This is a genomic window from Aeromonas sp. FDAARGOS 1404, assembly GCF_019047085.1.
Lineage (GTDB): Bacteria > Pseudomonadota > Gammaproteobacteria > Enterobacterales > Aeromonadaceae > Aeromonas > Aeromonas veronii.
The window spans coordinates 4,189,757-4,214,023 of the sequence record NZ_CP077237.1 but is presented as its reverse complement, the minus strand read 5'-3'; the positions used below and the strand labels follow the sequence as shown (position 1 = coordinate 4,214,023).

Genomic DNA, 24,267 nt, shown 5'->3' with positions numbered 1-24,267 from the left:
AGGGATTTTCCCCCCCAAGGTAAAATCAGGGAATCCGGATGCGGGATTTAAAATCAGTCACCTGGAAAAAGGGCCACCCAATGTGGCCCTGTTTCGCTCACTCCTTGTCCATCAGGATCCGGTTGGCGGGATCCAGCATGGCGGCGCGGGCGCGAATGCGGCGCTCCAGAGTTGGAATGAGATCCTTGTTGTCGAGCCGATCGACCCGCTGGCCCCCTTCATAGAAGGCACTCTTGTTGGCGGCACCCGCCAGACCAAGGTCGGAGACCAGCGCTTCGCCTGGCCCATTCACCACACAGCCGATGATGGAGACATCCATCGGGGTGATGATGTCTTCGAGCCGCTCTTCCAGCGCGTTGACAGTGGCGATCACATCGAACTCCTGCCGTGAGCAGGATGGGCAAGCGATAAAGTTGATGCCACGGGAGCGAATACGCAGGGATTTGAGGATATCGAAACCTACCTTTACCTCCTCCACCGGATCCGCCGCCAGCGAGATACGCAGGGTATCGCCGATGCCGTCGGTAAGCAGCATACCCAGACCGATGGCAGACTTCACCGCGCCGGCACGGAAACCGCCCGCTTCGGTGATGCCAAGGTGCAGCGGCTGCTCGATCTGCTTGGCCAGCAAGCGATAGGCACCAACTGCCAGGAACACATCGGAAGCCTTGACGCTCACCTTGAAGTCCTGGAAATCGAGACGATCGAGATAGTCCACGTGACGCATGGCGGACTCCACCAGCGCCTCTGGGGTCGGCTCGCCGTACTTCTCCTGGATATCTTTCTCCAGCGACCCGCCATTGACCCCGATACGGATCGGGATATTGAGGTCGCGTGCACAATCGACCACCGAGCGCACCCGCTGCTCGTTGCCGATGTTACCCGGGTTGATACGCAGGCAATCGGCACCGTACTCGGCCACTTTCAAGGCGATGCGATAGTCGAAGTGGATATCGGCGACGATGGGAATGCGGGTCTGCTGTTTGATCAGCCGGAAGGCTTCCGCCGCTTCCATGGTGGGCACGGAGACACGGACGATATCGGCACCGACCCGCTCGATCCGCTGGATCTGCTCGATGGTGGCGGCGACATCTGTGGTCTTGGTGTTGGTCATGGTCTGCACGGTAATGGGGGCATCGCCCCCCACCGGTACATTACCAACCATGATCTGTCTGGATTTACGACGAATGATGGGAGATTCGTGAGAAGACATGGGAAACAGATTACTCCTGCGGCAGTGAGAAGCGGGCTGTACGACCGTTGTTGTAACGGCTCATATCAAACGACTGACCCTTGTAGTCAAGCTTGACGGCCATGGGCGCGCCAATGATGAACTTCAGGGGCTCGGCGCCTTCCAGCACCAGCTCGTCGTTGGCCTTCTTCAGACCACTGAACAGGGTCTTGCCGTTGGCATCCTTCACATCCAGCCAGCAATCGGCGGTGAAGCTCATCTTCAGTTGCGGCGCAGTCGCCGGATCAACGACAGCCTCTTCAGATTCAGTGCCATTGGCACCGGATACTGCAGCATCGGTCGCAGTGCCGACAGCCGCACTGACATCGGTCGGGGCAACAGCCGCAGAAGCAGGCGCCAGGGTAGCAGACGCATCGGAGACCACCGCAGGGGCAGCTACATCAGTGGCGGCCGGTGCGATGGTAGCGCCTTCCACCGGAGCGGTGTTGATTGCATCGGGCGGCGTGATGGCAGGTTCAGCCGGAGTCGAACCGGTTGCACTCATCTCGGTGGCTGCCAGCGCTTCATCACCGGCGGAGCGACGGGAAGTACTCTGCCACCACCAGGCGACCGAGAGCGCAATCAACACCAGGATCACCAGCCAGGTCACCACCTTGAGCCGACTGTCGTTGGCTTGCTGACGGGAGCGACGGGAGAAGCTCTGCATGTCGATATTGTCGGGAGGAGTCAGACCCAGCTTGTCGTAAGCAGCCAGAATGGTCTCGTCGGGGATCCCGACCAGCTTGGCATAGGTACGCAGATAGCCCCGAATAAAGGTATGGGAGGTGTGCTTGTCGTAGGTATCCGATTCGATAGCGGCGATCAGGGTCAGACGAAGGTGAATGCGGGACGCAACCTGTTCTCGTGTCCAGCCAAGCTGTTCACGGGCGTTGCGCAGCAATTGGCCTGGGCCTACTGCCTGGGAGTCGTCTTGGAAATCGTGTTGCTGTTCAATAGTCATTGGCTAAATAACGCTTGGCTTGTTGCGAAGTGGGATATTGCCTTACCAGCTCAGTCCCGAATTGGTGAAGTAATGCCGGCTTGTCCATCGCCTGTGCCAGCCGAAGTCTCAACCAGAGACTCTCCTCGTTCTCGTCTGACACATCGGCAAAACGGGCGAGGTAGGACTGCACATCAGGCAGCTTGCCATCTTTCATGGAAAGCTCGGCCAAGTCCAGCAATAACCCTGGATTGCGGGGATTATACCCCAAGGCCAGGCGATAGTACTCGCCTGCTTTATCATTTCTGCGATTTTGCAGCGCACAAAGTGCCGCATTTTCATAGGTATCGGCAATTTTTACATAGCCTGGCTGAATAACAGCCTGGTTGAACGCCTGATCTGCCTCGGTATACCTGCCGCGATCACAGAGGAAGGCACCATAGTTGTTCATTGCGTCAGCATTGGACGGATCCATGGCAAGGGCGTTCTTGTAATGGGTCTCGGCTGCCTTGAAATCTCCTACCTTCTGGTAAAAGTAGGCAAAACCGATCTGGATCTGGGGGTTGGAGGGGTCATACTGGAGGGCGCGGTCAAGATTGAACTTGGCCTGCTCGGCATTGCCCTGACGCAGGTACTGGATACCAAGGTCGAGGCGGGTTTGGGCAGCCGCCTTGAGGTCAGGACCCACTTCACGCTGGGTCGAATTCTGGCCAGCGTAAGTGGTCTCGGTCACACAGCCTGGCAGCGCGCAGAGCGCTGCCACTACGATCAATGTACGTGTATCCATTCCCTGTCTATACAATGGCTTAGCATTTAAACCATTTTGACGGAAATCCCATCCTGTTGCATCCGATTTTTGATAGTTCGCTTGGTACGGTCAATCACGTCACCCACCAGCTGACCACAGGCGGCATCGATGTCATCACCACGGGTCTTGCGGACAATCACGGTGAAACCGTACTCCATCAGCACCTTGGAGAAGCGATCGATACGACTATTGCTCGGCTTGCCGTAAGGGTTGCCCGGGAAGGGGTTGAACGGGATCAGGTTGATCTTGCTCGGAGTGTCCTTGAGCACCTTGGCCAGCTCGTGCGCATGCTGCATATCGTCATTGATATGATCGAGCAGCACATATTCGACGGTCACCCGGCCACCGTTGGCATTGGATTTGGCCAGGTAACGACGGACACCGGCGAGGAACTCCTCGATGTTGTACTTGTCGTTGATCGGCATGATCTCTGAACGCAGCTTGTCGTTCGGGGCGTGCAGGGAGATAGCCAGCGCCACGTCGATCTGGTCGCCCAACTTGTCCAGCGCAGGTACCACGCCAGAGGTGGAGATGGTCACCCGGCGCTTGGAGATACCAAAGCCGTAGTCATCCATCATCAGACGCATGGCGGGCACCACGTTGGCGAGGTTGAGCAGCGGCTCGCCCATCCCCATCATCACCACGTTGGTGATGGGACGCTTGCCACCGACCACGCGGGCCGCACGCCACACCTGACCGATGATCTCGGAGACTTTCAGATTGCGGTTGAAGCCTTGTTGAGCCGTGGAGCAGAACTTGCACTCCAGCGCACAGCCAACTTGAGAGGAGACGCAGAGGGTCGCGCGGTCATCTTCCGGGATGTAGACGGTCTCTACCTCCTGATCGCCCACCTGCAGAGCCCACTTGATGGTGCCATCGGCAGAGCGCTGCTCGCGGCTGATCTCGGGCGCCTTGATCTCGGCGATCGCCTTGAGGCGCTCTTTGAGCACCTTGTTGACGTTGGTCATCTGATCGAAATCATCACACCCAAAGTGATAGATCCACTTCATGACCTGATCTGCCCGGAATGGCTTCTCGCCCAGTTCGACGAAAAAGGCACGCATGGCATCCCGATCAAGATCCAGCAGGTTGATTTTTGTTTCGCTCATCAATGGCCTCAGTTCAAACACTTCATCAATTATTGGCTGACGACGTCAGGGGGCGGCATTGTACAAATAATGGGTCTGGCTTTCCACCTGGAGAATAGAGGGATATTGCGTAAACGGCGAAAACAACAAAGGGAGCCGAGGCTCCCTTGGGTCATCATCCACAAGAATCAGCCGCGCGGGCAGATCTCGTTGTCAGAGAAGAAGTAGGCAATTTCGCGGGCTGCGGATGCCGGTGCATCGGAGCCATGTACTGCGTTGCGATCGATGCTCTCGGCATAACAGGCACGCAAGGTACCAGCCAGCGCCTCTTTCGGGTTGGTAGCCCCCATGATCTCGCGATTGCGACGAATGGCGTCTTCCCCTTCCAGCACCTGCACCATGACAGGGCCAGAGGTCATGAAGCTGACCAGATTGTCATAAAAAGGCTTGCCCTGATGCTCGGCATAGAAACCGGCAGCCTGTTCACTGCTCATGTGCAGCATTTTGGATGCCACCACTTTCAAGCCTGCGCTTTCGAAACGGCTATAGATGGCACCGATCAGGTTCTTGCTGACAGCATCCGGTTTGACGATAGAGAAGGTACGTTCGATGGCCATTGATATCTTTCCTTAACTACAGAGTTTTATTGTTAGAATCCATGTTCGCTGGCGATTATACGTAAACAAAAACCGGAAAAACACACAAACAAGCAACTTTTTATTAAACATCACTCCCTTGCAATCAACATCCACACTCATCTTGACCGAGCAGAGCCGGAAAATATGTGCGCTTGCGCACGATAGTTACCTTAAGCCGCCAAAACCCCATCTTTTGTTCACAATTCGAACAGCATGAAAAAGGCACCCGAAGGTGCCTTGTCTCGCCTATTTGGCTTCCGCCAGCAAGGCCCGCGCTATGGTGCGCATCCCCAGGGTATTGGCCCCCGGCGCCCAGAGGGCATCGCCGTTGTCACTGAAGCAGGCGGCCAGATCGATATGCAACCAGCCCATCCCTTCGTTGGCAACAAAACGGGAGAGGAAACCTGCCGCGTTGGAGGCCCCCCCCGGCCCGCCCCCCTTCACCGGACGACTATTGGCCGTGTCGGCGTAATGGGAGGGGCACTGCTGGCGGTGCCAGGGCTCCAGCGGCAGTGGCCAGGCAGGCTCATGCTCGGCATCGGCATAAGTCATGGCCCGGCTCACCAGCCCTTTATCGAGGCCGAACAGGGCATTGTAGCGCCCACCCAGCGCCATCACGGCTGCACCGGTCAGGGTCGCGGCATCGATGATCAGCGGTGCGCCGGACTCGCTCGCCAGTTGCAGACCGTCGGCCAGTACCAGCCGCCCTTCGGCATCAGTGTTCACAATCTCGACCGTGGTGCCGTTCTTGTAGGTGAGGATGTCGCCCAGCTTGTAGGCGTGGCCGGAGACCAGGTTCTCGGCGCAGCAGAGGATCAGCTTCACCCGCTTGTCGAGCCCGCGCAACATAGCCAGCGCCAGCGCACCGGTGACAATCGCCGCACCACCCATGTCGCACTTCATGGTGAGCATCCCCTCGGAGCTCTTCATGGAGTAGCCGCCGGAGTCAAAGGTGATCCCCTTGCCCACCAGCGCTGCCGCCACCGGCGCCTTGGGGTCACGCCCCGGGTTGAAGTCGAGCTCCAGCAATACCGGTTCGCGCGCACTGCCGCGGCCCACCTGATAGAGGCCGACCCAGCCCGCCTGTTGCAGCGCTTCGCCTTTCAAAATGCGATGACTCACCTTGTCCGGCGCCAGCTCGGTAATAAAGGAGGCCGCTTCCACCGCCAGCTCCAGCGGGCCCAACTGCTCCGGGGTGGCATTGGTCATCTCGCGCACCCAGCGGCCGCAGAGCCAACGCGCTTCCAGCTCCTCTCTGTCCTCTTCCGAGGACATGGCCCACTGCAGTTGCACCTCCGCCTTGGGGGTTTGCAGTCCTTGGGCAAAAGCCCACTGCTGTTCACGCTCCCAGTGACCAGCCAGGGTCACTTTCTGGATCCCCTGCTGGCAGAGACGACGGGCCGCCTGCTGGATATCGAGCAGCGGATTGGCCGTCACCAGATGGATCACCATGCCGTCGGCACGGTGAGAGAGCAGCGCCCCCTCCCCCCACTCGGCCGGTGCAAATTCACGACTTAACCAGACATTCATGCGGTCACCTCCTGCAGCCAGCGGGCGATGGTACGCAGACCGTGCCCCTTGGCGCCGGTCGCCCAGAGATCATTGCCCGATTTCTGATAAGAGGCTGCCAGATCCAGGTGCACCCAACCCTTGCCCTCATCACGTACGAAACGGGAAAGGAACGCAGCAGCCGTGGTGGCACCGGCCGTGCCTTCTGCCGAGGCGACGTTGCCCAGATCGGCAAAGGCCGAGGTGAGCTGGCTGGCATGCCAGGGCTCCAGCGGCAGCGCCCACGCCTGCTCGTTTTCCACCTTGGCGGCGGCCAGCGCACGCTGCTGTTCGGTCTCATCGAGGGCAAACACCGCATTATAATCGCGCCCCAGCGCCATCTTGGCGGCGCCGGTCAGGGTGGCTGCGTCAAGGATATAAGCCGCACCGCTGTCGGAGGCCGCCATCAGGCCATCGGCCAGCACCAGACGACCTTCCGCATCGGTGTTCTGGATCTCGACCGAAACCCCATTCTTGTAGGTGAGGATGTCGCCCAGTTTGAAGGCGTGGCCGGAGACCAGGTTCTCGGCGCAGCAGAGAATGAGCTTCACCCGCTGGTTCAGACCGCGGCTGATAGCCAGCGCCAGCGCGCCGGTCACCATGGCCGCGCCGCCCATATCGGACTTCATCGGCAGCATGTTGTCAGAGGACTTCATGGAGTAGCCACCGGAATCAAAAGTGATCCCCTTGCCCACCAGCGCCGCCACCACGGGTGCATTGCGATCCCCAGTCGGGTTATAGTCGAGCTCCAGCAGCACAGGCTCGCGCTCGCTGCCACGGCCAACCGACCAGATCCCGATATGGCCGGACTCGCGCAGCGCTTCACCGGCGGTGATGCGAGCTGTAACCTGATCCCCGGCCAGACCACGAATGAGCAACAGGGCCGATTCCGCCAGACTCATGGGGTAGATCTCTTCCGGACAGCCATTGGTGATGTCACGTACCCAGCGAGCCGCCTTGAGCAGCGCATCCAGTTCACGGGCTTCCGCGTCGCTCTGCTGGCCAAAATCCAGTTCACGCGATCCCTTGGCGGCGTAGAACCCCTGGGCGAACGCGTAGCGACGCTCCAGATCCCAGCCTTCACCGACCAGCGTCACCCGCTTGATCCCGCTCGATTCGAGGCGACGGGCGGCGCGCTGAACGGTGCGCAGAACATCCTTCTCCTGACCGGCGGCACCAAGATGGATCAGTGCCTCGTCGCCATTGAAACTGAGCTGGGCGCCCTCGCCCCAATAGGCGGCCGCAGCCTGGGTGGATAACGCTACCTTCATCATGTCAGCCATCGTGTTTGCTTCCTTTTTACTGGCACTATGTATAAGCACTCTTTATGGGAAAGAGCTTATTGGCAAAGAGAGAATAACGAATACAAAAAAGGCCGTGCCCCCGAGGGTCACGGCCTTCCACCATATCACTGAAGCACCACAGGATGCTGCACGTGCAATTCACTCATGTGTAATTAATGGCGTTCAGAGGCAAGGTTCAGGGTGTACTTGGGCAGTTCCACCACCAGATCCTCGTCCGCCAGTTTTGCCTGGCAGCTGAGGCGCGATTCCGGCTCCAGCCCCCACGCCTTGTCCAGCATGTCGTCTTCCAGCTCGTCACTTGGCTCGAGGGAGTCAAAGCCCTCGCGCACCACGCAGTGGCAGGTAGTGCAGGCACAGGATTTCTCGCAGGCATGCTCGATTTCGATACCGTTGCGCAGCGCCACATCCAGAATGGTCTCGCCGCTTTGCCCCTCGAGGGCGGCGCCATCCGGACAGAGTACGGGATGAGGAAGAATGATCAGTTTTGGCATATTACACCTTGTTGACGTTTTGTCCGGTCAGCACCTTGCGGATGGAGGCGTCCATCCGGCGGGCTGCAAACTCGCCACTGACAGCATCGGCTGCCTCAATGGCTTCTTTGATTTGATGGGTTGCGCCGCTGTTGCGCATGGTCAGCAGATGGGCGATGGCGGCATCAATCTCGGCACGCTCGGCAGCATTGAGCAGGGCATCGCCATCGGCAGCCAGCGCGGCATTCAAACTCTCGACCACACGGTCAGCTTCAACCTGCTGCTCTGCCAGCATGCGGGCATCCATATCCTGCTGGGCGTTCTCGATGGAGGCACTCAGCATGTTGAGGATATCCTGCTCCGCCAGCCCGTAAGAGGGCTTGACCTGGATCTCGGCCTGCACGCCGGAGGATTTCTCCATGGCGCTGACCGAGAGCAGACCATCCGCATCCACCTGGAAGGTGACGCGAATATGGGCGGCGCCGGCTGCCATCGGCGGAATACCGGTCAGGGTAAAGCGGGCCAGGGAGCGGCAATCGGCCACCAACTCGCGTTCACCCTGTACCACGTGAATGGCCATGGCGGTCTGACCATCCTTGAAGGTGGTGAACTCCTGGGCGCGGGCAACCGGAATGGTAGTGTTGCGCGGGATCACTTTCTCGGCGAGGCCACCCATGGTCTCCAGACCCAGCGACAAGGGGATAACGTCCAGCAGCAGCATCTCGGCATCGGGCTTGTTGCCCACCAGAATATCGGCCTGGATGGCGGCGCCAATGGCGACCACCTTGTCAGGATCGATACTGGTCAGCGGCGTACGCTGGAAGAACTCGCCCACCAGTTCACGCACCAGCGGCACCCGGGTGGAGCCACCGACCATCACCACTTCCAGCACTTCCACCTGCTCGAGACCGGCATCGCGCAGGGCGCGGCGACAAGCCAGCAAGGTCCGTTTCACCAGCGGGGTGATGAGTTCATCAAACTGGCTACGGCTCACTGAACCCTGCCAGCCAGCAAAGGTGCACGCCACCTGCTCGGCATCGGTCAGGCCGTGTTTGACGGCAGCGGCCACATCCAGCAGCTCGCGCTGCAGATGGGCATCCAGCTCGCCGGAGAGGCCCGCTTGCTCCTTGATCCAGTCCGCCAGCAGGTGATCAAAATCATCACCACCGAGGGCCGAATCGCCGCCGGTCGCCATCACTTCGAACACACCGCGGTGCAGACGCAGGATGGAGATATCGAAGGTGCCGCCCCCCAGATCGTAAACCGCGATCACCCCTTCCTGACCGGAGTCAAGGCCATAGGCAATCGCGGCCGCGGTCGGCTCGTTGAGCAGACGCAGTACGTGCAGACCGGCCAGACGGGCCGCATCCTTGGTCCCCTGACGCTGGGCATCATCGAAATAGGCGGGCACGGTAATGACCACGCCATCGAGATCGCCCCCGAGTGTCTGGGCGCCACGCTCGGCCAGCTTTTTGAGAATTTCGGCCGAGACCTGCACCGGATTGACCAGCCCCTGACGGGTTTGCAGTTGCGGCATGCCATTGTCGGCGGCAACAAACTGGTAAGGCTGCTGGCGGGTATCTATATCGGCCAGCGCCTTGCCCATCATCCGTTTGACCGAGACGATGGTGTTGTGAGGATCGAGAGCCGCTTCGCGCTTGGCATCAATTCCGACTCGAATGGCGTCGCTTTGATAGTGCACCACTGACGGGAGCAGGTCGCGCCCTTGCTCATCGCAAAGGGTATCAGCGTGACCGCTGCGAACCGCAGCGACGAGAGAGTTGGTGGTGCCAAGATCGATGCCGACGGCACGTTTGTGCTGATGAGGAACAGCGCTCTGGCCGGGTTCGGCGATTTGCAGTAATGCCATGGATAATGAAACTTCCAGCGTTAAAGGATCAAGACTCGAGAAGCGAGTCTTCGAATCGTTCCAGCTCTTCGAGGAGCTTGTCGACAAACTTGAGTTTGCGAACGCAATCAGCGGCAACGAGATCTCTGCCGGCGGCAAGAGACTCGGTCAGCTGCTGCATCAACATCTGGTGATCATGCCTGATCTCGCTGCGAAAATCCTTGATGGCGCGCTCAGGGTCGGCGTCATCTTTCAGATCGGCCAGACGCTCGCGCCACTCCAGCTGCTGCATCAGAAATGCGGTATCTTGCAGAGTCTGCTGTTCACCACGGATATCGGTGCCACGCAGGGAGAGCAGATATTCGGCACGGCGCAGCGGCGCCTTGAGGGTGGTGAATGCTTCGTTGATCTGGGCGGCACGTTGCACCGCAGCCAGCTGCTCCCGTTCGGGGGCGGTGGCAAAACGATCAGGATGGAATTGGGTTTGCAGCTGGCGGTAGGTATCAGCCAACTGACGGGTATCGAGCTCGAAGCCTTCAACCAGCCCAAACAGCTCGAAATGATTCATGCAAACCTCTTGGAAACGTTCGTCACAACCTCACTCGCCCTTGGCAAACGAGATGTGGTTGAACGGGTCATGGACAACCCGCTCAACCACAGACGAAGGATCATTGACGTCAAACAACTCAGACACTGAAGCTTTCGCCGCAACCACACTCGCCTTTGGCGTTGGGATTGTTGAACTGGAAGCCCTCGTTGAGGCCCTCCTTGACGAAATCCAGCTCGGTGCCATCCAGATGGATCAGGCTCTTGGCATCGACAATAATCTTGACGCCCTGCTGCTCGAACACCTGATCCTCATCGGTCAGTTCATCAACGAACTCAAGCACGTAGGCCAGACCGGAGCAGCCGGTGGTTTTGACGCCGAGGCGCAGGCCAATGCCCTTGCCCCGGTTAGCCAGAAAAGAGGAAACCCGTGCCGCGGCGGCATCTGTCATGGTAATAGCCATACTGCTCTCCGGCGCTTAGAGACCTTTCTTCTGCTTGTAATCGGCGATGGCGGCCTTGATGGCGTCCTCAGCCAGAATGGAGCAGTGGATCTTCACCGGTGGCAGGGCCAACTCTTCAGCGATATCGGTGTTCTTGATGCCAGCTGCTTCGTCCAGGGTCTTGCCCTTGACCCATTCGGTCACCAGGGAGCTGGAGGCGATGGCGGAACCGCAGCCGTAGGTCTTGAACTTGGCATCTTCGATGATGCCTTCGTCGCTGATCTTCAATTGCAGCTTCATCACGTCGCCACAGGCGGGCGCACCGACCATGCCGGTTGCAACGCTGGGATCATTCTTGTCGAAACCACCGACGTTGCGAGGATTCTCGTAGTGGTCGATTACTTTTTCACTGTAAGCCATATCTCACTCCTGCTAATTCTGTTGCTCACTGACCAGATAGATCAGTGATGAGCCCATTCGACCGTGTTCAGATCGACGCCGTCTTTGTACATCTCCCACAGGGGGGACATCTCGCGCAGACGACCGATGGAGTCACGAATAAGCTTGACCGCGTAGTCAATCTCTTCCTCGGTGGTGAAGCGACCCATGCTGAAACGGATGGAGCTGTGCGCCAACTCGTCGTTCAGACCCAGTGCGCGCAGCACATAGGAAGGTTCCAGGCTGGCGGAGGTACAGGCCGAACCGGAAGATACCGCCAAATCTTTCAGCGCCATGATGAGGGATTCCCCTTCCACATAGGCAAAGCTGACGTTGAGGTTGCCCGGAACACGTTGCTCCAGATCGCCATTGATGTAGACGGCTTCAATATCCTTGATGCCATTCCACAGACGCTGGCGCAGAGCCAAGATGCGCTCGCCTTCACTCACCATCTCTTCTTTGGCGATGCGGAAAGCTTCGCCCATCCCGACGATCTGGTGGGTCGGCAGAGTACCGGAACGCATGCCGCGCTCGTGGCCGCCACCGTGCATTTGGGCTTCCAGACGAACGCGGGGTTTGCGGCGAACAAACAGTGCACCGATCCCTTTCGGACCATACACCTTGTGTGCTGAGACGGAGAGCAGATCCACTTTCAGTGCTTCCACATCTACCGGGATCTTGCCCACACTCTGAACGGCGTCCACGTGCAGCAGAATCTTGCGGGAACGGCACAACTCGCCGATGGCGGCAATGTTCTGAACCACGCCGATTTCGTTGTTCACATGCATGATGCTGACCAGGATGGTGTCATCACGCATGGCATTCTCGATCATCTCGATAGTGAACAGGCCGTTGGGCATCGGCTCAAGATAGGTCACCTCGAACCCTTCACGCTCCAGCTGGCGACAGGTATCGAGCACCGCCTTGTGTTCGGTCTTGGAGGTGATGATGTGCTTGCCCTTGCTGGCATAGAAGTGGGCAACACCCTTGATGGCCAGGTTATTGGATTCGGTCGCACCGGAAGTGAAGACGATCTCGCGGGGATCGGCACCGATCAGATCTGCCACTTGATTACGGGCCAGATCCACCGCCTCTTCGGCTTGCCAGCCAAAGCGGTGAGAACGGGAAGCCGGATTGCCGAACAGGCCATCCATGGTGAGACACTGCATCATTTTTTCTGCGACACGCGGGTCCACCGGACAGGTTGCCGAATAATCAAGGTAAATAGGCAGTTTCATGTTTTTCTCCGTCACAGTCCGGGTCATACAGAGTCCCGCTGTGGAAAGCACGTTTATAGTTGGACTTTCAAGCTCACATCGCCGCGTTCTGCCCGATCAACCAGGGACAACACGGTCTTCATTTGTTCATCTTGCTTGCCGGCAATGCGGCGCACATCGGCCTGGCGTACCAGCTCGGCCAGGGTAATATCCCCGAGGAAGCTGGAGATCCGCTCGCTCAGATCGCGCCACAGGGAATGCGTCAGACACTGGGTACCACCGTGGCAGCCGCCCTTGCCGAGACACTTGGTGGCATCGACCGACTCATCGACCGCGGTGATCACCTGACCAACCGAAATCTCGCCTGGGGCCAAACCGAGGCGATAACCACCGCCCGGACCACGCACGCTGCTCACCAGACCATGTTTGCGCAGGCGGGCAAAGAGCTGCTCGAGATAGGACAACGAGATGCCCTGGCGCTCGGAAATATCGGCAAGGGGGACGGGCCCCTGCTCTGCATGCAGCGCCACGTCGAGCATGGCGGTTACAGCGTAACGTCCTTTTGAAGTCAGTCTCATGTGCCTTACCGTCTTGCGAAGCAATTTAATGGGGCACATGGTCACATACCCGACCAAATCAGTCAAGTATATGGTTGAGTAAATCAGTCGGATTAATCCGGTACGCGCGCTTTCTGCACCGAGGTCAGAATACCGCGCAGAATGTTGAGCTCAGCTGCTTCCGGCCGAGCCCGATTGAACAGGCGACGCAGCTTGCTCATCACATGACCCGGATGGTCATCGGCAATAAAACCGGTCTTCATCAGGGTTTGTTCCAGGTGCTGATAAAACCCTTCCAGCTGGGCGGCACTCGGGTAGGCCATCTCATCTTCAGGCTCGGCGGCCTGCCCCTGCAGCCAGCGCATCCGCACTTCGTAACAGAGGGTCTGCACCGCCATGGCCAGATTGAGAGAGCTATAATCAGGATTGGCCGGAATGGCCACGTGGTAGTGGCACTTTTGCAACTCGTCGTTGGTGAGACCGGTGCGCTCACGACCAAACACCAACGCAACCGGGTGCTGCATCCCCTCAACCACCGACTTTTCGCCGGCCTCACGGGGATCGAGCATCGGCCAGCTCAGGGTTCGAGAGCGGGCGCTGGTGCCAATCACCAGAACACAATCGGCGATCGCGTCGTCCAGTGTCGGGACGATACGGGCATTTGCAAGCACATCGCTGGCACCAGCCGCCAGGGCGAAGGCATTGTCATCCGGCAAGGCTTGCGGATCAACCAATACCAGCTGGGTCAACCCCATGGTCTTCATGGCGCGTGCCGCAGACCCCATGTTGCCGGTATGAGAGGTGTTTACCAAAACGATACGAATCTGATCCAACATGCCCAGTCAATCTTCAGTCAAAAATGGCGCGCAATTGTAACATAAGAGTACGCAATGTTGGCACCGTAAAAGCCGAGCCATTTCAGAACAAAACCACCCGTTTGTATAACAAACCAGCATGAGGGAAGTGAGAGGGGGGGACTAAACTTGATGGATATCCGATAAACGGCACAGGAGACACAACGCCATGCTTCCTCCCTTTATCTATGAGAGATTGCCCAGCCTCTACCTGCTGGCAGCCATTGCCATTATTACGTTGAGTGAACAGCCCCTGCTCTGGTTTGCAGGCGCCTTGCTGTTTATCGCCGGAGCGGTGACCTGGATGATGCGCTCCAGTTACCGGCGTACCGACCTGATTATCTTTCCGAGCAAACGCTGGCTACAGCCGGAGTGGCTGTATGAAGCGCAGCCCTTCATCTGGCTGGCTGCGGGGCTGGCCATGTCACAGCTGCCCGCCCCTGCGGCACTCATCGCCTTGGTGCCCTGTCTGTGGGCCTGTCGTTGCCTCTGGGCACGGCACCATTATCGTCGCCATGCCCATGGGGTGATTGTCCACTTAAGACGGGATCCCGCCCGGCGCCGTCTGCACCGGAGCCTGCGCTGACTCGGTGCGGGCGCGTTCGATAAACGTCGCCAGATCCATCAGGGGATACTTCATCAGGCTTGGCAAGCCATCGAGATCCAGACTGTCCATCAGGTTTTTCACCTCAAGGCCCAGTTCGGTATCCCCTTCTATCTTCAGCTTGCGCTGGAAAAAGAGCGAGTCCGGATCCTCTTTGCGACCAGCGATGAGGATCAGGTCGTTGGCGGTACCGCTGAAGCAGACATCGGCCTTGTCACACTCGCGAGCCACCACCAGCTGGCCATTCTGCTCACTGATAAACCAGCACAGTTCCAGATCAGAGACTTCGACTTTCAGCCACTTGTCTGCCAGAAACTCGAAATCGCCATCTTCGATAGCCTCTTTGAAAACCCGGGCCAGCAAACTCTCCATCAGCTGCTTTTGCAGATTGAACGGAACCAGCTTGAGGGGATGGCGCAAGAAGCGCGGAGCCTGTTCGACCAGGCGGCGTTGCAGTTGTTGAAACACGATAGACTCCCTTTTTTGCGCATTCAAACACAGGGAGAGTCGCAAGATCCTGTTGGAAATCAAACTTGTGCAGGGTTACCTCAAGAAGGGTAAAGCCACACAAAGCTGCCTCAGGTCAAAAAGCGGGAGAGCATGGCTGCATACAATCAGGGCTCGTTTGCCCTTCATATGCACTCTCGGAGCGTACCAATGGAATTACTCTGTCCGGCAGGCAGTTTGCCGGCACTGAAAACCGCCGTGGATAACGGGGCCGATGCCGTTTATATCGGTTTCAAGGATGACACCAATGCCCGCCACTTTGCCGGCCTCAACTTTACCGACAGCAAACTGGAGAAGGCGGTGGATTATGTGCATCAACATGGTCGCAAGCTGCATATTGCCATCAATACCTTTGCCCATCCCGGGGCCGATACTCGATGGAAACAGGCGGTTGATCGCGGGGTGGCCCTCGGCGCCGATGCGTTAATCATCGCCGATCTCGCCGTGCTGGAATATGCCAGCCGCCACTACCCCGAGATGGAACTCCATGTCTCGGTGCAGGCCAGCGCCACCAATGCCGCCGCCATTCGCTTCTATCAGCAGCAATTCAATGTCACACGGGTGGTGCTGCCGCGGGTGCTCTCCATGCATCAGGTCAAGCAGCTGGCCCGCGAGACCGATGTTGGCCTAGAGGTGTTCGCCTTTGGCAGCCTCTGCATTATGGCCGAGGGGCGCTGCTATCTCTCCTCCTACATGACTGGCGAGAGTCCCAACACCGTCGGCGCCTGCTCACCGGCCAAGTTCGTCCGTTGGGAAGAGACCGCGAACGGTCTCGAGTCGCGGCTCAACGAGGTGCTGATCGACCGCTATGGCCCGGGCGAAAATGCCGGTTACCCGACCCTGTGCAAGGGGCGTTTCAACGTGGATGGCCAGACCTACCACGCGCTGGAAGAGCCCACCAGTCTCAATACCCTGGGTCTCCTGCCCGAGCTGTTCAAGACCGGGATCCAGTCGGTCAAGATTGAAGGGCGCCAGCGCAGCCCCGCTTATGTGGAGCAAGTGACCCGGGTCTGGCGTGCAGCCATCGATGCCTATCAGGCCAATCCCGAGGCCTATCAGGTCAAAGCTGAGTGGGATGCCCAGCTCGCCCGCGTCTCCGAAGGTAGCCAGACTACCCTCGGCGCCTACCATCGTCAGTGGCAATAAGGAGTCCACCCATGCAATTTTCTCTCGGGCCTCTGCTCTTCTACTGGCCCAAAGCCGATACCGAAGCCTTTTACCATGCCGCCGCCGACAGTCAGGCCGACATCATCTATCTGGGAGAGACCGTTTGCAGCAAACGGCGCGAACTCAAAGTCGATGACTGGATTACGCTGGCCCGTCAGGTGGCCAGCTCCGGCAAGCAGGTGGTGCTCTCGACCCTCGCCCTTATCTCCGCCCCCTCCGAACTCAAGGAGGTGAAGCGGCTGGTCGACAATGGCGATCTGATGGTCGAAGCCAACGATCTCGGTACGGTGCAACTCGCCTGGGAGGCTGGGATCCCCTTCGTCTGTGGCCCCGCCATCAACGCCTATAACGCCGATGTGCTGCGCATGTTGCTCAAACAGGGGATGAAACGCTGGGTCATGCCGGTGGAGCTCTCCCGTGACTGGCTGATCCAGCTCAATCAGGATCTGGGCACCCTGCGCGACCAATTTGAGGTCGAGGTGTTTGCCTACGGCCATCTGCCGCTCGCATACTCGGCGCGCTGCTTCACCGCCCGATCCCTCGACAAGCCCAAGGACAACTGCGAGCTCGCCTGCATCAACTACCCCACCGGACGACTGGCCAACAGCCGCGAGGGGCAACGGGTGTTCAATCTCAACGGGATCCAGACCCAGTCCGGTTACTGCTACAACCTGGGTAACGAGCTGGCTGGTATGGAAGGTCTGGTAGATGTGGTCAGGCTTTCGCCGCAAGGGATGGAGACGCTGGAGATGCTGGCCCGCTTCAAAGCCAACCGGCAGGGCCAGGCTCCCCTCCCCTTGCAGCAAGGAAGCGACTGCAACGGCTACTGGCGCCAGATCCCCGGTATGAGCCTGGTGGAGTAAACCCGCCATTCGCCCAACCAAAAGGCCTCATCGCGAGGCCTTTTTTACCACTATCTGGCAGTAGATCAGGAGGGCTGATCACCCTTGTTACGAGCGCTCTGGGCACCTGGCGGCAAGGGTTTGCGCGCCATCAACTCCAGCTCCAGCAGCGCATAGCGGTGCTCGATAAAGTCATAGACGTTGTTGGATAAGGCCAGCTTGAAGTAGCTGATGGCTTCCTTGCGGTTGCCTTTGCCCAACTCGAACTTGCCCAGATAGAAGTAGGTTTCACACAGGCGCTCGGCAAGCTCCCGGTTATCCTTCACCCCTTTCACCACGTTGCCCATCAGCTGGGAAGCGTTGATCTCGCCGGTATAGAGGCGAACCAGATCCCAGTTCCAGGCGTCGTCATCGTACTTGTTGAGACGCTCGCGCATCCGGCTCATGGCAGCCGACGGGTCGAGTTTCTGCTCGGCCAGATAGAGCCAGATCACCCGATAGGGATCTTCCGGCTGCGCCTCGTAGAAACGCTTCATATCGGCCGCAGCCAGTTCGGGACGGTTGCCGTAATAGAGGGCAATGCCACGGTTGAGATAGGCATAGTCATAGTCCGGCGCCAGTTCGAGGGCGGAATCGAACGCATCATAGGCTTCGTCGTAATTCTGCTGCTGTACCAGATAGACGCCGATGAAGTTGTAGGCTTCGGCGAAATCCGGTTTCTCCCGCAGGGCACGGTTGAAATCGAGCCGCGCGAGGGAACGCAGACCAACCCGATCAAACACCACGGCACGCTCATAGAACAACTCTGCCCGTTGCTCGGTGGTCAGTTCCATTTCACTGAGCATCTGCCCGAGTCGGGCGAGCGCCAGCTCACTCTGGTAGGAGACCTGCAGGGGGGTCGCCAACACCAGTGAAGCAGGCTGCGGCTTGGGAACCTTGAGGGTGTTAACCTGACTGCTACTGCTGCAACCCCACATGGGAAGCAACAACAGGATACCGAGGAGGTATCCAATCCCTTTCCTGACGTTCAATGAACACTCCGACGCTTACGCTTGACCCCGCATATGGTAAAGGTCAACTGCCGCTTTGTCATGTAGCTGTGCCCCTCTACCTCAAATAAATCAGGATTCGACAGGGTATCCGGCATCGCACCAACCGCGAAAGCCGCCGTCGACGCTGATCACCTTGCGATAACCCATCTGTTGCAGGTTGTCCGCCGCCAGAATTGAGCGAAAACCACCACCACAATAGAGGTAGAGCTCGGTCTCGAGATCCGGGAACTGGGTCTCGATATCCCGCTCAATCACTCCACGACCCAGATATCGGGCACCGGGCAGATGGCCTTTGGCCCACTCGCTCTCTTCCCGCACGTCGATCAGGTGAAACGTGCGCCCTTCGTCCTGCCAGCGCTTGATCTGGTGAACATCGGTTTCGGTGATGCGGGAGCGGATCCCGTCAACCAGCGCCAAAAAACGGGGATTGTGATGCATGACAAACTCCTGTTGTTTAAATCATGTGCGTCAGCAAACGACACGCAGAGATAAGAAAAGAGCGCCATGAGGCGCTCTTCACTGTTACGGCAGGATTTCCTGTTGGTCCGCACCCTCTTTCTCTACCTGGGTGGGCAGCATGTGCTCGCGCTTGACGCCGAGGAACATGGCAAACGCACTCGCCACATAGATGGAAGAGTAGGTACCGAACGCCACACCGATCACCATGGCCACGGCAAAACCGTGGATCAGCGCACCGCCCTTGAGCAGCAGCGCCAGCACCACGATAAAGGTGAGGCCGGAGGTGATGATGGTACGACTCAGGGTCTCGGTCATGGAGAGATCCAGAATGTACTCGGTATCCCCTTTACGCACCTTGCGGAAGTTCTCCCGCAAGCGGTCGAACACCACGATGGTATCGTTCAGGGAGTAACCCACCAGGGTCATCAGCGCCGCCAGTACGGTCAGGTCGAACTCGTACTGGAAGTAGGCAAAGACACCCAGCGTGATCACCACGTCGTGCACCAGGGAGAGAATGCCCCCCAGCGCCAGACGCCATTCGAAACGCACTGCCACGTAGGCCAGGATACAGAGGATGGAGGCCAGCATGGCCAGCGCACCGTCTGTCGCCAGTTCATCACCCACGGAAGGGCCGACGAACTCGACGCGTTTGAGCACTGCGCCCTCGTCGAGCTGCTTGGCCGCCGCCAGCACTTCGTTACCCTGTTGTTCTACCTTGACCCCCTCTTTCGGGGTCAGGCGGAACAGCACGTCACGGCTGGAGCCAAAGTGTTGCAGGGTTGCCCCTTCAATCTTCTGCTCTTCCAGAGCGTCGTGGATCTTGTCCAGGCTCACCGACTGCTGGAACCCCACCTCGATGGTGGTACCACCGGTAAAGTCCAGGCCCCAGTTCAGCCCCCGATCAAACAGGAAGAACAGGGCTACCACCATCAGCACGGAAGAGAAAACCACACCCGGCTTGGCATAACGCATAAACGGGATCGGTTTTTCAAAATGTAGAATCTGAAACATTTCTCTATCCTCAGATGGGCAGCTTGTCGATACGCCGTCCACCCCAAGCCAGGTTGATAATGGCACGGGAAACTGTGATGGCAGTAAACATGGAGGCGGTCAGACCAATGCCCAGCGTCAGGGCAAAGCCCTTGATGGCGCCAGTACCGATACCGAACAGGATCACGCAGGTGATCAGCGAGGTCACGTTGGAGTCGGCGATGGTGGAGAATGCCCGATCAAAGCCCAGATGGATGGCTTGCTGAACACCGCGACCGTTGCGGATCTCTTCACGAATACGCTCGTAGATCAGTACGTTGGCATCCACCGCCATACCCAGCGTCAGGACGATACCGGCGATACCCGGCAGTGTCATGGTGGCCCCCGGGATCATCGACATGATGCCGACAATCAACACCAGGTTCATACAGAGCGCCAGGTTGGCAACCCAGCCGAACGCGCGGTAGTAGATCCCCATGAACAGCACGATCACCAGCATGGCCCAGCCGATGGCTTCCATACCACTGTCGATGTTCTGTTGACCCAGGCTTGGGCCGATGGTCCGCTCTTCCACGATCTGGATCGGAGCGATCAGGGCACCGGCACGCAGCAGCAGCGCCAGGTTGTGGGCTTCGTTGGCGTTGTCGATACCTGTGATACGGAACTGGCTGCCAAGACGCGACTGGATGGTGGCGACGTTGATCACCTCCTCCTGCTTGCGGAACTTGCGCTTGCCATCCGGACCCGGTTGACCGACCGGCTTGTACTCGATGAAGACGGTCGCCATCCCTTTACCGACGTTATCCTTGGTAAAGTTGGCCATCTTGTTGCCACCCTGGCCATCCAGCTTGATGTTGACCTGGGGACGGCTGTACTCGTCGAAACCGGACTGGGCACCCACGATGTGGTCACCGGTCAGGATCACCCGCTTTTGCAGCACCACGGGACGACCATTGCGATCGTTGTAGACCTTGGAGCTGGGCGGGACACGGCCATCGGCCGCAGCCTGGATGTCGGCAGTCTCATCGACCATGTGGAATTCCAGGGTCGCGGTTGCACCCAGGATCTCCTTGGCGCGGGCGGTATCCTGAATACCGGGCAGTTCAACGACAATGCGCTCGGCGCCTTGCTGTTGTACCAGCGGCTCGGCCACGCCCAGTTCGTTGACCCGGTTACGGATGATGGTGATGTTCTGCTCGAGGGCGTACTTCTTCACTTCCTTGATCTTGGCTTCGCTCAGACCAGCCAGCAGGATAAACTCATCCCCTTTCTGCTCGGTAGTGAAGGTCAAATCAGGGTTCTGACGACGCAGATGAGAAACGGCGCGTTCCTGATCGGCTTCGTCACGGAAGATCACCTGCACCTGATCACCGACCCGGCGTACGCCGGAGTAACGGATCTTCTGGGTGCGCAGCTCGGAGCGGAAATCCTGCACCATCTGCTCTTGCTGCTTGGTCAGTGCTTCGGCCATGTCCACTTCCATCAGGAAGTGCACACCACCGCGCAGATCAAGACCCAGCTTCAGAGGCGCCGCACCGATGGCTTCGAGCCAGGCGGGAGTGGAAGGTGCCAGGTTGAGTGCGGTAATGAAGTTGTCGCCCAGCTTGTTGGCAACGATATCGCGCGCCTTCAGCTGGTCTTCGGTGTTCTTGAAACGGACCAGGATAAAACCGTGCTCGAATGCAGCATGTTTGACCGGGATCTTGGCCGCTTCAAGGGTCTCTTTCACCAGATCAAGAGTATCTAGCTTGACTTCGGCACCACGGCTGGCAGAAACCTGCAAAGCCGGATCTTCGCCGTAAAGATTGGGGGCTGCATATAGAAAACCGATGGCGATCACCAGGATCACCATCAGGTATTTCCACAGCGGATAGCGATTCAACACGCTGTGCTCCTTGGGAGATTAAAGGGACTGGATAGAACCCTTGGGCAGAACGGCAGAGACGAAGTCCTTTTTGATGGTGACTTGAGTCTGGTCGTTCAGGGCGATCACCAGGTAATCGCTGTCAGCAGCCACTTTGGCAATTTTGCCAACCAGGCCACCGGAAGTGAGCACTTCATCACCCTTGGACAAGGAGCTCATAAGATTGCGGTGATCCTTGGCACGTTTGGCCTGGGGACGATAGATCATGAAGTAGAAGATCAGGCCGAATACGGCCAGCATGATGATCATTTCCATACCACCACCCTGTGCACCCGGTGCTGCGCCTTCTGCATACGCCTTGGAGATAATGCTCATTTAACAACCTCTTATTGATGTAGATTTAAAAAAAACAAAATTATATGTTGTTATTTAACGTCATTTTCAGCTAACGGAGGCACAGGCTTCCCTTGCCGACGGTAAAACTCTGTTACAAAGTCGTCTAATTTACCCTGCTCGATCGCGTCCCGCAAACCCTGCATCACGCGTTGGTAATAACGCAGGTTATGAATCGTATTCAGACGGGCACCGAGGATCTCGTTGCACTTGTCCAGATGGTGCAGGTAGCTACGGCTGTAGTTCTTGCAGGTGTAGCAATCGCATTCGGCATCCAGGGTGCTGGTGTCGTTGCGGTGCTGGGCATTGCGGATCTTCACCACGCCATCGGTGGTGAACAGGTGGCCGTTGCGGGCGTTACGGGTCGGCATGACGCAGTCGAACATGTCAATACCACGGCGCACCCCTTCCACCAGATCTTCCGGCTTGCCGACACCCATCAGGTAGCGCGGCTTGTCAGCCGGAATTTTCGGGCAGACGTGCTCGAGGATGCGGTGCATGTCCTCTTTGGGTTCGCCCACGGCCAGACCACCGACCGCATAACCGTCGAAACCGATCTCCAGCAGCCCCTTGAGGGAGACATCCCGCAGATCTTCGTAGACCGAGCCCTGAATGATGCCGAACAGGGCGTTCTTGTTGCCCAGCGCATCAAACTTGTCGCGGGAGCGCTTGCCCCAGCGCAGGGACATCTCCATGGACTTGCGCGCTTCTTCATAAGTGGCCGGGTACGGGGTGCACTCGTCGAAGATCATCACGATATCGGAGCCCAGATCGTACTGGATCTCCATGGACTTCTCAGGGTCGAGGAAGATCTTCTCGCCATTGATGGGGTGACGGAAGTGGACGCCCGCTTCGGTGATCTTGCGAATATGGCCCAGGCTGAACACCTGGAAACCACCGGAGTCGGTCAGGATCGGGCCCTGCCAGTTCATGAAGTCATGCAGATCGCCGTGGGCACGCATCACTTCCTGACCCGGACGCAGCCAGAGGTGGAAGGTGTTGCCCAGCAGGATCTGGGCGCCGGTTTCACGCACTTCTTCCGGGGTCATCCCCTTGACGGTGCCGTAAGTCCCGACCGGCATAAAGGCCGGCGTTTGTACCACACCACGTTCGAAGACCAGTTGACCGCGACGGGCACGGCCGTCGGTGGTTTTCAGCTCAAATTTCATTGCTACCTCGGCTGCGTCAGATAAACAGTCTGACAATAGGAGGGCCGCTCACGGCCCGGTAAATAAGCTGAAGCTTATGCTTCAACCTGGCGACGGGTGACGAACATGGCGTCCCCGTAGCTGAAGAAACGGTACCGACCGGCCACAGCTGCCTGATAGGCCGCCATCACGTTGTCATAACCGGCGAAGGCGCTGACCAGCATGATCAGGGTCGACTCCGGCAGATGGAAGTTGGTGACCATGGCATCGACAATCTGGAACTTGTAACCAGGGAAGATGAAGATATCGGTGTCACTAAAGAAGGGCGCCAGCGGTTTGCCCTGTGCCAGGGTGACCTTGGCCGCGCTCTCCAGCGAACGCACCGATGTGGTACCTACCGCAATCACCCGACCACCACGGGCACGGGTGGCCGCGATGGCATCTACCACCTCTTGCGGCACTTCCGCATGCTCGGAGTGCATGTGGTGATCTTCAATCTTCTCAACCCGCACCGGCTGGAAGGTCCCCGCCCCTACATGCAGGGTGACAAAGGCCGTTTCAACCCCTTTGGCCCGAATTTTCTCAAGCAGCGGCTCATCAAAGTGCAGACCGGCGGTCGGCGCGGCAACGGCGCCCGGCTTTTGATTGTAAACGGTCTGGTAGCGCTCCTTGTCGGCATCCTCGTCGGGACGGTCGATATAGGGTGGCAGCGGCATGTGGCCGATGGCCTCCAAAATCTCCAGCACCGGACGCGGGTCGAGGAAGTGGATCTCGAACAGGGCGTCGTGGCGGGCGCGCATCTCTGCCTCCACACCACCATCCATGATCATCCGGGTGCCGGGCTTGGGCGCCTTGGAGGCACGGACATGGGCCAGCACGCTGTGCTCGTCCAGAATGCGCTCGACCAGTACCTCCAGCTTGCCGCCGCTGGCCTTCTGGCCAAACATGCGCGCCGGAATGACACGGGTGTTATTGAATACCAGCAGGTCACCCGGATTGAGCTGATCCAGCACATCCACAAATTGACCGTGGCGCAGGGCGCCAGTTTGACCATCGAGCTGCAACAGGCGGCTGGCGGTACGCTCTGCCATCGGATAGCGGGCAATCAGCTCGTCTGGCAGATCAAAATGAAAATCGGATACTTGCATCTTTCACCTCGGGGGGAATCGGCGGCTAGTCTAGTTATCCCCATCTTCCAAGGCAACCCAAAAGACCAAAAACCCAAGAGAGACAAGGGGTAGCGAGCAATATTGAGACACACATCCGGTTAATGATTCTTTAATGTTCTGTATTGACCCTGATCATGTTTT

The 24,267-nt window shown here is 58.3% G+C and carries 26 protein-coding genes; 3 read left to right on the top strand and 23 right to left on the bottom strand.

Annotated elements, in window-relative coordinates; translation table 11 throughout:
* Positions 1 to 97: 97 nt before the first annotated feature.
* The 15 genes from ispG to trmJ all read right to left on the bottom strand — a co-directional run bounded on the left by ispG (position 98) and on the right by trmJ (position 13,913).
* A complete protein-coding gene (ispG, locus tag I6L34_RS19590; protein WP_103251707.1) occupies positions 98 to 1,213 on the bottom strand; it encodes a flavodoxin-dependent (E)-4-hydroxy-3-methylbut-2-enyl-diphosphate synthase in 1,116 nt (371 codons plus the stop codon).
* Positions 1,214 to 1,223: 10 nt separating this feature from the next.
* Positions 1,224 to 2,192, bottom strand: a complete 969-nt coding sequence (gene rodZ, locus I6L34_RS19585) for a cytoskeleton protein RodZ (RefSeq protein WP_058057393.1) — start codon at positions 2,190 to 2,192, stop codon at positions 1,224 to 1,226.
* A complete protein-coding gene (gene tapF, locus I6L34_RS19580; RefSeq protein WP_152985403.1) occupies positions 2,182 to 2,973 on the bottom strand; it encodes a PilW family type IVa pilus biogenesis/stability lipoprotein TapF in 792 nt (263 codons plus the stop codon). The genes rodZ and tapF overlap by 11 nt, the downstream gene beginning before the upstream one ends.
* An 11-nt stretch (positions 2,974 to 2,984) precedes the next feature.
* A complete protein-coding gene (locus tag I6L34_RS19575) occupies positions 2,985 to 4,088 on the bottom strand; it encodes a bifunctional tRNA (adenosine(37)-C2)-methyltransferase TrmG/ribosomal RNA large subunit methyltransferase RlmN (protein ID WP_005344856.1) in 1,104 nt (367 codons plus the stop codon).
* Positions 4,089 to 4,255: 167 nt separating this feature from the next.
* Positions 4,256 to 4,684, bottom strand: a complete 429-nt coding sequence (ndk, locus tag I6L34_RS19570; protein ID WP_005333805.1) for a nucleoside-diphosphate kinase — start codon at positions 4,682 to 4,684, stop codon at positions 4,256 to 4,258.
* A gap of 267 nt (positions 4,685 to 4,951) precedes the next feature.
* Positions 4,952 to 6,235 (bottom strand): aminopeptidase PepB, encoded by a 1,284-nt coding sequence (pepB, locus tag I6L34_RS19565; protein ID WP_005359802.1) that lies wholly within the window; start codon positions 6,233 to 6,235, stop codon positions 4,952 to 4,954.
* Positions 6,232 to 7,536, bottom strand: a complete 1,305-nt coding sequence (gene pepB / locus I6L34_RS19560; protein ID WP_005351034.1) for an aminopeptidase PepB — start codon at positions 7,534 to 7,536, stop codon at positions 6,232 to 6,234. The genes pepB (I6L34_RS19565) and pepB (I6L34_RS19560) overlap by 4 nt, the downstream gene beginning before the upstream one ends.
* Before the next feature lie 173 nt (positions 7,537 to 7,709).
* A complete protein-coding gene (gene fdx, locus I6L34_RS19555; RefSeq protein ID WP_005333808.1) occupies positions 7,710 to 8,048 on the bottom strand; it encodes an ISC system 2Fe-2S type ferredoxin in 339 nt (112 codons plus the stop codon).
* Between the two features lies 1 nt (position 8,049).
* Positions 8,050 to 9,897: a Fe-S protein assembly chaperone HscA gene (gene hscA / locus I6L34_RS19550; RefSeq protein WP_005351033.1), complete on the bottom strand. Its 1,848-nt coding sequence runs from the start codon at positions 9,895 to 9,897 to the stop codon at positions 8,050 to 8,052.
* A gap of 28 nt (positions 9,898 to 9,925) precedes the next feature.
* Positions 9,926 to 10,444, bottom strand: coding sequence for a co-chaperone HscB (gene hscB, locus I6L34_RS19545; RefSeq protein ID WP_005351031.1), 519 nt, complete (start codon positions 10,442 to 10,444; stop codon positions 9,926 to 9,928).
* A gap of 118 nt (positions 10,445 to 10,562) precedes the next feature.
* Positions 10,563 to 10,886, bottom strand: coding sequence for an iron-sulfur cluster assembly protein IscA (gene iscA / locus I6L34_RS19540; RefSeq protein ID WP_005333812.1), 324 nt, complete (start codon positions 10,884 to 10,886; stop codon positions 10,563 to 10,565).
* Positions 10,887 to 10,901: 15 nt separating this feature from the next.
* The gene (gene iscU / locus I6L34_RS19535; protein ID WP_005333813.1) at positions 10,902 to 11,285 is read right to left on the bottom strand and encodes a Fe-S cluster assembly scaffold IscU; all 384 of its coding nucleotides are present in this window, start codon (positions 11,283 to 11,285) and stop codon (positions 10,902 to 10,904) included.
* Between the two features lie 41 nt (positions 11,286 to 11,326).
* A complete protein-coding gene (locus I6L34_RS19530; protein ID WP_013723838.1) occupies positions 11,327 to 12,541 on the bottom strand; it encodes an IscS subfamily cysteine desulfurase in 1,215 nt (404 codons plus the stop codon).
* Positions 12,542 to 12,594: 53 nt separating this feature from the next.
* On the bottom strand, positions 12,595 to 13,098 hold the full coding sequence (gene iscR / locus I6L34_RS19525) for a Fe-S cluster assembly transcriptional regulator IscR (protein WP_058059533.1): 504 nt from the start codon (positions 13,096 to 13,098) through the stop codon (positions 12,595 to 12,597).
* Positions 13,099 to 13,190: 92 nt separating this feature from the next.
* Complete coding sequence (gene trmJ / locus I6L34_RS19520) at positions 13,191 to 13,913, bottom strand: tRNA (cytosine(32)/uridine(32)-2'-O)-methyltransferase TrmJ (protein WP_058057386.1); 723 nt, start codon at positions 13,911 to 13,913, stop codon at positions 13,191 to 13,193.
* Positions 13,914 to 14,100: 187 nt separating this feature from the next.
* On the opposite strand from trmJ, the gene I6L34_RS19515 reads away from it, so the two are divergent.
* Positions 14,101 to 14,517, top strand: coding sequence for a hypothetical protein (locus I6L34_RS19515; protein WP_005351023.1), 417 nt, complete (start codon positions 14,101 to 14,103; stop codon positions 14,515 to 14,517).
* Here I6L34_RS19515 and I6L34_RS19510 read toward each other — a convergent pair.
* Positions 14,470 to 15,003, bottom strand: a complete 534-nt coding sequence (locus I6L34_RS19510; protein ID WP_005344837.1) for an SCP2 domain-containing protein — start codon at positions 15,001 to 15,003, stop codon at positions 14,470 to 14,472. The genes I6L34_RS19515 and I6L34_RS19510 overlap by 48 nt on opposite strands.
* A 189-nt stretch (positions 15,004 to 15,192) precedes the next feature.
* Here I6L34_RS19510 and I6L34_RS19505 point away from each other — a divergent pair, with 189 nt between their 5' ends.
* Both I6L34_RS19505 and I6L34_RS19500 read left to right on the top strand, forming a co-directional pair.
* The gene (locus tag I6L34_RS19505; RefSeq protein ID WP_058057385.1) at positions 15,193 to 16,188 is read left to right on the top strand and encodes a peptidase U32 family protein; all 996 of its coding nucleotides are present in this window, start codon (positions 15,193 to 15,195) and stop codon (positions 16,186 to 16,188) included.
* 11 nt (positions 16,189 to 16,199) lie between these two features.
* Positions 16,200 to 17,072, top strand: a complete 873-nt coding sequence (locus I6L34_RS19500) for a U32 family peptidase (RefSeq protein ID WP_058059534.1) — start codon at positions 16,200 to 16,202, stop codon at positions 17,070 to 17,072.
* A 65-nt stretch (positions 17,073 to 17,137) separates the two neighbouring features.
* On the opposite strand, the gene nlpI is transcribed toward I6L34_RS19500, so the two are convergent.
* The 7 genes from nlpI to queA all read right to left on the bottom strand — a co-directional run bounded on the left by nlpI (position 17,138) and on the right by queA (position 24,105).
* Positions 17,138 to 18,082: a lipoprotein NlpI gene (gene nlpI / locus I6L34_RS19495; RefSeq protein WP_302054755.1), complete on the bottom strand. Its 945-nt coding sequence runs from the start codon at positions 18,080 to 18,082 to the stop codon at positions 17,138 to 17,140.
* A gap of 90 nt (positions 18,083 to 18,172) precedes the next feature.
* The gene (locus I6L34_RS19490; RefSeq protein WP_019446086.1) at positions 18,173 to 18,541 is read right to left on the bottom strand and encodes a rhodanese-like domain-containing protein; all 369 of its coding nucleotides are present in this window, start codon (positions 18,539 to 18,541) and stop codon (positions 18,173 to 18,175) included.
* An 84-nt stretch (positions 18,542 to 18,625) separates the two neighbouring features.
* On the bottom strand, positions 18,626 to 19,573 hold the full coding sequence (gene secF / locus I6L34_RS19485; RefSeq protein WP_005337322.1) for a protein translocase subunit SecF: 948 nt from the start codon (positions 19,571 to 19,573) through the stop codon (positions 18,626 to 18,628).
* 10 nt (positions 19,574 to 19,583) lie between these two features.
* Positions 19,584 to 21,437 (bottom strand): protein translocase subunit SecD, encoded by a 1,854-nt coding sequence (secD, locus tag I6L34_RS19480; protein WP_058059535.1) that lies wholly within the window; start codon positions 21,435 to 21,437, stop codon positions 19,584 to 19,586.
* A gap of 18 nt (positions 21,438 to 21,455) precedes the next feature.
* A complete protein-coding gene (yajC, locus tag I6L34_RS19475; RefSeq protein WP_005337327.1) occupies positions 21,456 to 21,791 on the bottom strand; it encodes a preprotein translocase subunit YajC in 336 nt (111 codons plus the stop codon).
* Positions 21,792 to 21,841: 50 nt separating this feature from the next.
* Positions 21,842 to 22,978, bottom strand: a complete 1,137-nt coding sequence (gene tgt / locus I6L34_RS19470) for a tRNA guanosine(34) transglycosylase Tgt (protein ID WP_005337329.1) — start codon at positions 22,976 to 22,978, stop codon at positions 21,842 to 21,844.
* Between the two features lie 74 nt (positions 22,979 to 23,052).
* Complete coding sequence (gene queA / locus I6L34_RS19465; RefSeq protein WP_216955192.1) at positions 23,053 to 24,105, bottom strand: tRNA preQ1(34) S-adenosylmethionine ribosyltransferase-isomerase QueA; 1,053 nt, start codon at positions 24,103 to 24,105, stop codon at positions 23,053 to 23,055.
* Between the last annotated feature and the right edge of the window lie 162 nt (positions 24,106 to 24,267).

Bases quoted from the DNA above. Each gene is read 5' to 3' on its own strand.
- ispG (WP_103251707.1), bottom strand. From the start codon at position 1,213: ATGTCTTCTCACGAATCTCCCATCATTCGTCGTAAATCCAGACAGATC.
- rodZ (WP_058057393.1), bottom strand. From the start codon at position 2,192: ATGACTATTGAACAGCAACACGATTTCCAAGACGACTCCCAGGCAGTA.
- I6L34_RS19575 (WP_005344856.1), bottom strand. From the start codon at position 4,088: ATGAGCGAAACAAAAATCAACCTGCTGGATCTTGATCGGGATGCCATG.
- ndk (WP_005333805.1), bottom strand. From the start codon at position 4,684: ATGGCCATCGAACGTACCTTCTCTATCGTCAAACCGGATGCTGTCAGC.
- pepB (WP_005359802.1), bottom strand. From the start codon at position 6,235: ATGAATGTCTGGTTAAGTCGTGAATTTGCACCGGCCGAGTGGGGGGAG.
- pepB (WP_005351034.1), bottom strand. From the start codon at position 7,536: ATGGCTGACATGATGAAGGTAGCGTTATCCACCCAGGCTGCGGCCGCC.
- fdx (WP_005333808.1), bottom strand. From the start codon at position 8,048: ATGCCAAAACTGATCATTCTTCCTCATCCCGTACTCTGTCCGGATGGC.
- hscA (WP_005351033.1), bottom strand. From the start codon at position 9,897: ATGGCATTACTGCAAATCGCCGAACCCGGCCAGAGCGCTGTTCCTCAT.
- hscB (WP_005351031.1), bottom strand. From the start codon at position 10,444: ATGAATCATTTCGAGCTGTTTGGGCTGGTTGAAGGCTTCGAGCTCGAT.
- iscA (WP_005333812.1), bottom strand. From the start codon at position 10,886: ATGGCTATTACCATGACAGATGCCGCCGCGGCACGGGTTTCCTCTTTT.
- iscU (WP_005333813.1), bottom strand. From the start codon at position 11,285: ATGGCTTACAGTGAAAAAGTAATCGACCACTACGAGAATCCTCGCAAC.
- I6L34_RS19530 (WP_013723838.1), bottom strand. From the start codon at position 12,541: ATGAAACTGCCTATTTACCTTGATTATTCGGCAACCTGTCCGGTGGAC.
- iscR (WP_058059533.1), bottom strand. From the start codon at position 13,098: ATGAGACTGACTTCAAAAGGACGTTACGCTGTAACCGCCATGCTCGAC.
- trmJ (WP_058057386.1), bottom strand. From the start codon at position 13,913: ATGTTGGATCAGATTCGTATCGTTTTGGTAAACACCTCTCATACCGGC.
- I6L34_RS19515 (WP_005351023.1), top strand. From the start codon at position 14,101: ATGCTTCCTCCCTTTATCTATGAGAGATTGCCCAGCCTCTACCTGCTG.
- I6L34_RS19505 (WP_058057385.1), top strand. From the start codon at position 15,193: ATGGAATTACTCTGTCCGGCAGGCAGTTTGCCGGCACTGAAAACCGCC.
- I6L34_RS19500 (WP_058059534.1), top strand. From the start codon at position 16,200: ATGCAATTTTCTCTCGGGCCTCTGCTCTTCTACTGGCCCAAAGCCGAT.
- I6L34_RS19490 (WP_019446086.1), bottom strand. From the start codon at position 18,541: ATGCATCACAATCCCCGTTTTTTGGCGCTGGTTGACGGGATCCGCTCC.
- secF (WP_005337322.1), bottom strand. From the start codon at position 19,573: ATGTTTCAGATTCTACATTTTGAAAAACCGATCCCGTTTATGCGTTAT.
- yajC (WP_005337327.1), bottom strand. From the start codon at position 21,791: ATGAGCATTATCTCCAAGGCGTATGCAGAAGGCGCAGCACCGGGTGCA.
- tgt (WP_005337329.1), bottom strand. From the start codon at position 22,978: ATGAAATTTGAGCTGAAAACCACCGACGGCCGTGCCCGTCGCGGTCAA.
- queA (WP_216955192.1), bottom strand. From the start codon at position 24,105: ATGCAAGTATCCGATTTTCATTTTGATCTGCCAGACGAGCTGATTGCC.